Origin of the sequence: Streptococcus sp. A12 (assembly GCF_905372335.1) — a bacterium.
Lineage (GTDB): Bacteria > Bacillota > Bacilli > Lactobacillales > Streptococcaceae > Streptococcus.
On the sequence record NZ_CAJPOU010000058.1, the window covers coordinates 1 to 6,934 of the forward strand.

A 6,934-nucleotide genomic window follows, 5' to 3' on the forward strand; every position below is an offset into this window, starting at 1 on the left:
CTATTGTCCCTTTAAAAGATATTTTCGATTATTCATTATAATGTGAGTGTCAAAACAAATATAAAGGAGAAATTCATGTACGGTGAAAAATACGGTGTACCTAGAGATATCTATGCCAAAATCAAGATCATAGGCCTTCTTATCCTAGATATTGCTTTTGTAGGAATTACTGGAGTAATCGCTTTGAGCGTTGGCTTAAAAATCTTTCCTAAAAGCCAGTGGATACAGATGTTCGCATTCATTTTTTTAACACCAGTTCTGAGTTTGTATCTGGTGTTACCAGCTAACGGTGGCAAAAAGAATTGGCACAGCATGTTTCTTTTCTTCAGACGAAGAAGAAAACGTTATATTAGCTTGAATTATATCAGAAGGAGAAAACCATAATGGCGATTAAACAAATTCAACCCTCAAAAAATGAGAAACGCCCTCTGGGACGTATTCAAGAAACAAAGAAACAAACGCAGGAATATTTTGATTTACATTCTTGCGTTGAGTTGTTAGATGTAAAATCAATCATTCCGAACAGCCAGGCTTATATCCAGTTAGTTGATTATGGCTACTTGCAGCTGATGGAGATACCAGGTAAAGATTTAGGATCGATGTCTTATAACGAGGTTATGAGAACTATTGAAAATTTTGAAACCTGGTTGACTCGATTTGGACCGAATATCCAAGTGGAGACGACAACTTTACCAACAAATACAGATACGCAAATTTCTGACTTGCGCCATCATTTGGATTTAGTGCGACAAGAAATGTCTAAGTTATCAGTAAATGATAGACGTTTTTTACAACTCAAGGATCGTGAAATTTGGCTTCAAAGCCAAATTAAAGTTGAAGAAAGCATCCGACAAGAAGTCTATAATACAGAGTTTATACTGTGGTTATTTGCGCCTACAACAACCGAATTGGACGAATTGGTTCGTAAGGCTAAAACTTATGGAAATAATGATTTTGTTCCACAAGATATCAGCTACAGGAAGAAAATTCAGATTATAAAGCAATACAACAATATGAATGAGAAAGTATAGGAGAGATAGCATGCCTGATTTATCAAAACGTAGACAAAGACAACTAAAAAATGAAGGATATGACCTTGCCTTTCTTAGCCAGATTCAACCGCAAGGAAATATTGATTTTCAGAAGGATGACCGCTCCTGGATAAGTGGAGATGGACACCATACGGTCGTACACTATTATGAGTATCCAACTGAAGGAATGGATCGTTTTTGGCTTTCCGAATTATTGTTGATTCCTGGGACACGTTCCTTCCTGTCACTGTACAAAGAGGATAATAGACAACTTCAAAAAGAGATTGAGGACTCTATTGAAGAGAAGTCAACACGGATTACAAACAATAGCAAACTAACCAATAATCGGAAAGAACTAGATGAGATTGATAATCTTAATAAACTAAGCCGTGAAATTGATAAGCGAAATATAGCTATGTATGGGATGTATATTCGTGTCTTTGTATTTGCATCAACCAAAGAAGAATTATTTAAGAAGGTTGAAGAAGTCAAGGACAAAACGTCGAAATTCAAATCCACCATTCTATCAGGAGAATTAGATTTTGAATACCATGCCCCATTTATTCCAGCTGAATATCAGATTGATTTACCCAATCATCGAAGAGGGATACCGACTCCAGCTCACTCAATAGCTGGTGGATATTTCTTTAATCATACGAAGCTAGAAGATGAGAAAGGCTTCTATCTTGGATGGACTCCAACGAACGGAGCGGTAAATTTCAATTTTCTAGAACGTGACGAGAAAAGAACACGATCCTTTATGATCCTATCTGGAAATCCAAAGATGGGACAGCGATCTTTTCTTATGAAACACACAGACGGTCTCTATGCGAAGGGACATTATATTCGTAACTTTGATGCTACTGGCCAGTTTCTTGATCAGACACGAAAACAACATGGATTGATTCTTGATTTATCAGGTGAGGCTAACCGTATCAATATCTTCCAGGTATTTCCAACAGTAACCAACGAAGCAGGAACTGAAATTGATAAGAAGAAATCTTACAACCTTCATATCGAGAAACTGAAGAGTATCTATAAACTCCTGAATAATGAAGTGACAGGAGACGATTTAATCACATTTGGAACTCTCCTGAATGATTTCTATATTGAGGAAGATTTGTGGGCTCGAAATCCTTCGTTGAATCCAGAAAAACTGAAAGCGACGGATATTGTGAAGGAAGAGTATCCTATTCTGTCTGATTTTATTTTGTTTGTTGATGCCTACAAACGTCGGCTGGAACAAACTAGTGCGGATAAAGCCGAACACAAGGCTGTTAAGCGTATTTACAATACGTTTAACGAACTATTGACAACAAACGCAGAAATTTTCGAGGGAACAACAGAATTTCAAGATATCTCTTCAGAGCAAGTTGTGACATTTGATTTCTCAGGGTTGAAGAACGCTCCTCATTTGTTAAATGTTCAGATATTTTCTGTTCTTTCGCTTGTCTCAGCTGATATTGTTAATAACGGAAAACGTTGTAAACAACTACTGAAGAAACGACCTGACTTAACGGAGATGGATATGCAGCACTATATTGTCAATATTAGTGGGGCACAAACACTCATTGACCCTAAGCATGAAAGTAGTGTCAACCTTCTAGCCGATATGATTGATACAATGGGCGAAAACTTTGCTGGTGTTGTATTGTCTGTTAATTCACTGCGAGGGATTCTGTTTGAGACAGGGGTCGGTACTCATAAGGATCCATACGTGACGGCAGTCCAGAGGATTTTTGGACTGATGCAATATAGAGTTTTTGCTCAGACGGATGAAACCAGTGTGCCTCTACTAGCTAACGCCTTATCTGGATCAATGAATCAGTCTGAACTAGAAACCTTGCCTCGTCTGGCGAAAGGACAGTTATTCATGAACATTGCGGGGGTAGGAAATCTGGTCTTTAACCAACAGCTGTTAGCCCCTGAAGTTGAGCGCTATGGCGGTATTGAGTAAGAAAGGAAGGTAAACCAGAATGGCCAAAAATAAACTAGGAATGATTGCCAGGACTAAGCAGAGATTTGATCAATACGTTTTGATTCGTAAATATCGCATGCAACAAGAAAGAGATTATTTCGCTTCAGAGGGAGAATCTGATCCAAAACGCCTGGAAGCACAAAAAGAACGAGATAAGGAGTTTTTGAACGGTCTCAAGAAAATAGGTATAGTGTTTATTGTATTTTTAGTTTTTTATGGGATTTTGCGAACAATATTAGGATTGTGGTAGATAAGCGAGGTATCTATGAAAAAAATATTTAAACTGAAGATCCTCATCCCTCTTGTAGCTCTTCTATTAATTGTCAATGTTGGAATAACCATGTTAGTTGGGGTAATGGGAGTTGTAACCAATAATGGAAGAAATGATTGTGGTGCCGTAGAAACAACATCCTCAACTAGTGACTCAGCAGTTTCTTCAGCTGATGGTTCCATCGATGACTTTGTAAAAAAGCATAAGGAAGCCTATATTCTGTCTTGGAAGGCAGGAGGCTTCCTACCTTCAGCCTCTATCACTCAAACAATGATAGAGAATGGATTCAATTTTACGAATCCCAATGGTACTTCCTTCTGGAAAGCTCACAATATGGGAGGGGTTAAAACCTCTAGCAAAAGTAATTTTCCAGTTACTCTGGCGACGTATGGTGAAGATAGTGTTGATTTAACAGGAACCAAGCCTGGAGCAAATGTTGGAGACGGTACAGGAGGGGCTTATACTTGGTTTTCTAGCTACGATGCAGGGATTGTAGGGAAAGCTGAGTTTATGGCTCACCAGACACTTTATAAAGGGGCTATAAACAATACAAATGGTATTGCTAGTCTATCTGCTATAGCAGATGGTGGATGGGCCACAGATGGCACTTATAAGAGCAAATTAACTGATATGTATCAAAAACTGGGTACGAAGTATCAGTGGCTTGATAAGGAGGCTATTGCTGCTCATGGTGAGAAGCCATATGAAGGATCCAGTACACAAGATGTCAGTTCTTCAGATAGTGCGGTGTCTTCTTCAGCTGAAAAAAGTGGATGTGGTGAGTCAGGTAGCAGCACCGATGGAACGGGAACTGTCCCTTCAGATGCGACTGCATGGGGGTATAAACCAGAAGACTTACCAGATAGCTTGAAACCATTCATTATTGATCCTAAGAGCTTAGGCATGGATTATGCTAAGTCTACAGGATGGTATAATCCTGGAAGTGACGAGTATGCTGGACAATGTGTGAATCTTACAATAAGTATTGGAAATCACTTATGGGGACATTCTGGTTCAGTTCAAGGTAATGGGAAAGATCAGGCAGCAGCATGGGCTGCAATATTTGGAAATTCAGTTAAGGCTACACCCAAAAGAGGCGCTATTTTTTCCACACAGGTAGGAGGTGGAGGATATGGTCATACTGGAATTGTATGTCATGTTTTCGAGAATGGCTCTATCTTATTTGTAGAACAAAATACACCTCTGAGTGGCTGGGATCAGTTCAAAACTCCATATACATGGAATTATCGTATTTGGACTAAATCACAACAACAAGAACAGGTAATCTCTTTTGCTTATCCAGATGACAGAGAAGCTAAATTAAGTTCAAATTAAAAGGAGTATATAAAATGATTGATTGGATAAAGGAGAATATGGTTGTATCGATTGTAGTAGGTATTCTATTGGTTTTGGCAGGAATAGGGATTGTATCGAGTTTCAGGCCATCTCAACAAACTAAAATAGAAGAAGCTGCACAGGTGAGTTCTTCAGGAACCACTCAAAACGAGCCGCCTTCCAAAGAAGAAACAGCAGACGAGAAGAATTATCGGACAGCTAAGTTAAAACTAGAACGCCCCTATGCAGAGGCAAGCTCAGAAGACAAAAAAGAAGTATTAAAAGCCTTTGAAGAAGCAGTAGCAGATATAAAAAAGACGAAGTTTCTGCCAAATGTCAAGGGAACAATCGAGAATCATTTATCTATGACACAGAATGCGATGGTTCAAACCTTTGCGATGGCTCTTCTGACGAATCAGTATGATTTCCAACCTGAACAATTGGAAGTGATGCCAACTGAATCAGATGATGTTATTCAATTTTTGATTGTTCTAACTAAAAACGGAGAAGAGAACAGCTATTTCGTTGGAAATTTCAATACTACGGTTCAACAAATCCAGCTAAAAGCCTATGTTGGCGGAAATATAGGTGGTACATACGGCTAACAAGTTGCACAAAAAGTTATATAACTTTTTGTGCTTTTATATTGACAAATAAAGTTGTTTTAGATATAATTAAGTATATAAAAAGTTATATAACAAAATATACAATTATCCAAGGAGGGAATCATGAAGATTCAGACTACAAACTTAGGAAAAGGTGGCGGTGGTAAGACTACAGATACCTTTAATGAAGGGGATTGGTTGGCACGTGTTAAGGGGCTTAGAACACTACTCATTGATGGAGCTTGGGAATGTAATTTGACAAGAACATTTGATGTAAAATGTGAGAAAACCGTCTATGATATATTTACGACTGGAGAGTATGAGATTGTTCCAATATCAGAAAATCTCAGTTTGATTTGTGGTGATGAGCGTTTGACAGATGAGCAGTTAGATCTTGCTAGTAGAGACGACAAGTATCTCCAGTTGTTTATGTGGTTTAGCGAACATTACGAAGAGTTAGAAGCACAATTTGATGTCATTCTAATTGATACGCACAATGATAAGAGTTTAGTTACAGCAAATTTTATAGCTGTATCAGATATTGTCCTGGCTGTTTCTGATGCCTCTCTTAATGGTTTTCGTGCCTGGTTATCTTTGAAAAATTTTGTAGACTTCATTAAGAGTGAAGCTATCGAAGTTATTACTAAGAAAAGCTATGTTAAAGCAGAACCTTATCTTATTGGAAATAAGATTAAATACTTTGGAAACAATGTATCAGACATCTGTGAACAATTTTTAGAAGTTGTTGAAGAAGACTCAGCTTACCTTGGTTCTATCCAGGAGAAAGAACTGATGGCTAAGAGTCTTGTGATTAGCAAGAGTGTCTTTGAGCAGCATGAAGAGATGACAGCTAACCAAAAAAAGACACATCAAAGGTTTTATGATAATATAAACTACGTATATGAAAATATTTTGAGTGTGTTAGAAGGAGAGGTAGCATGACAGAGAATCGATTCGCACAAGTAAAACAAACATTCCAAAGTACACCAAAGAGAGAAAAGACTCGTTCGTCGAGGAAACAAAATCAGGAGGCTAGAAAGTCTCCTGAAAGCTATAACAAAAAGCAAAGATATCCATTTTCTTTACATCATAATGTTAGATACGATATGCTAGATGCTTTAGTAGAGTATCACGGTGAAAAATCAGCTTCATCTTATCTCGAGAATCTGATTATAAGAGAATGGGAAAAGATGGAGCGAAAGAAAAAATAACGTTCTATAGGTTATCTTACCAAAAACTATTTAGCCTCCACATATAAGGAGATAATAAATTTTAAAATATTACTGATGAAGTAGGAGGAATCTATGATGATTTTCATTGATATTAAAAGATTTGTTCAGCTGTTCTTTATTTTTATCGGAGCTATAGCAATCTATGTGTTCTATAAAACATTTGGACTTAGTATGGTGTTTATAATTGTTTTAGGGTTGGCCGTTTTAAAATTCGCTCCAGCTTTCCTTCCAGTTGTATTATTACTGTATTTGGGACTTCACTTTACAGGTGGTTTTTCCTTTATTGCAGATGGAATTGTGACGGTTTTATGGAGTATTATTTTGATTCCTATGGGGATAGCTACTATTGAAATGAGCAAATCCTATTTTAGTAAGAAAGAGAAACCCTGGTATGACAAGTAAGAGTTTATCTGAAAAGATAGGCTCTTTTTTTGTCAGAACAAAGGATTATTTGAACATTCAGGTCAAAATTTATTAAAATA

General features: G+C 37.4%; 9 protein-coding genes. All 9 read left to right on the top strand.

Going from position 1 to position 6,934, the window contains the following annotated elements:
• Window positions 1-75 precede the first annotated feature (75 nt).
• Complete coding sequence (locus QZ158_RS07010; RefSeq protein WP_000274176.1) at window positions 76-384, top strand: DUF5592 family protein; 309 nt, start codon at window positions 76-78, stop codon at window positions 382-384.
• Window positions 384-1,031, top strand: a complete 648-nt coding sequence (locus QZ158_RS07015) for a hypothetical protein (RefSeq protein ID WP_033584669.1) — start codon at window positions 384-386, stop codon at window positions 1,029-1,031. Before QZ158_RS07010 ends, QZ158_RS07015 begins: the two co-directional genes overlap by 1 nt.
• A 10-nt stretch (window positions 1,032-1,041) precedes the next feature.
• Window positions 1,042-2,988: a virulence factor gene (locus tag QZ158_RS07020; RefSeq protein ID WP_293887044.1), complete on the top strand. Its 1,947-nt coding sequence runs from the start codon at window positions 1,042-1,044 to the stop codon at window positions 2,986-2,988.
• A 19-nt stretch (window positions 2,989-3,007) separates the two neighbouring features.
• Complete coding sequence (locus QZ158_RS07025; protein ID WP_293887046.1) at window positions 3,008-3,259, top strand: hypothetical protein; 252 nt, start codon at window positions 3,008-3,010, stop codon at window positions 3,257-3,259.
• 15 nt (window positions 3,260-3,274) lie between these two features.
• Window positions 3,275-4,615: a CHAP domain-containing protein gene (locus QZ158_RS07030; protein WP_293887048.1), complete on the top strand. Its 1,341-nt coding sequence runs from the start codon at window positions 3,275-3,277 to the stop codon at window positions 4,613-4,615.
• 14 nt (window positions 4,616-4,629) lie between these two features.
• Complete coding sequence (locus tag QZ158_RS07035) at window positions 4,630-5,220, top strand: hypothetical protein (RefSeq protein ID WP_293887050.1); 591 nt, start codon at window positions 4,630-4,632, stop codon at window positions 5,218-5,220.
• Window positions 5,221-5,343: 123 nt separating this feature from the next.
• Window positions 5,344-6,162, top strand: a complete 819-nt coding sequence (locus QZ158_RS07040) for an AAA family ATPase (RefSeq protein WP_293887052.1) — start codon at window positions 5,344-5,346, stop codon at window positions 6,160-6,162.
• On the top strand, window positions 6,159-6,431 hold the full coding sequence (locus tag QZ158_RS07045) for a hypothetical protein (RefSeq protein WP_293887054.1): 273 nt from the start codon (window positions 6,159-6,161) through the stop codon (window positions 6,429-6,431). The genes QZ158_RS07040 and QZ158_RS07045 overlap by 4 nt, the downstream gene beginning before the upstream one ends.
• A gap of 93 nt (window positions 6,432-6,524) precedes the next feature.
• Window positions 6,525-6,854 carry a hypothetical protein gene (locus QZ158_RS07050; RefSeq protein ID WP_293887056.1) on the top strand — a complete coding sequence of 110 codons (330 nt, stop codon included), beginning with the start codon at window positions 6,525-6,527 and terminating at the stop codon, window positions 6,852-6,854.
• Window positions 6,855-6,934 lie beyond the last annotated feature (80 nt).

What these genes read in the sequence shown, in the direction of transcription:
- QZ158_RS07015 (WP_033584669.1), top strand. Translation starts at nt 384, where the DNA reads ATGGCGATTAAACAAATTCAACCCTCAAAAAATGAGAAACGCCCTCTG.
- QZ158_RS07025 (WP_293887046.1), top strand. Translation starts at nt 3,008, where the DNA reads ATGGCCAAAAATAAACTAGGAATGATTGCCAGGACTAAGCAGAGATTT.
- QZ158_RS07050 (WP_293887056.1), top strand. Translation starts at nt 6,525, where the DNA reads ATGATGATTTTCATTGATATTAAAAGATTTGTTCAGCTGTTCTTTATT.
- QZ158_RS07035 (WP_293887050.1), top strand. Translation starts at nt 4,630, where the DNA reads ATGATTGATTGGATAAAGGAGAATATGGTTGTATCGATTGTAGTAGGT.
- QZ158_RS07045 (WP_293887054.1), top strand. Translation starts at nt 6,159, where the DNA reads ATGACAGAGAATCGATTCGCACAAGTAAAACAAACATTCCAAAGTACA.
- QZ158_RS07020 (WP_293887044.1), top strand. Translation starts at nt 1,042, where the DNA reads ATGCCTGATTTATCAAAACGTAGACAAAGACAACTAAAAAATGAAGGA.
- QZ158_RS07040 (WP_293887052.1), top strand. Translation starts at nt 5,344, where the DNA reads ATGAAGATTCAGACTACAAACTTAGGAAAAGGTGGCGGTGGTAAGACT.
- QZ158_RS07030 (WP_293887048.1), top strand. Translation starts at nt 3,275, where the DNA reads ATGAAAAAAATATTTAAACTGAAGATCCTCATCCCTCTTGTAGCTCTT.
- QZ158_RS07010 (WP_000274176.1), top strand. Translation starts at nt 76, where the DNA reads ATGTACGGTGAAAAATACGGTGTACCTAGAGATATCTATGCCAAAATC.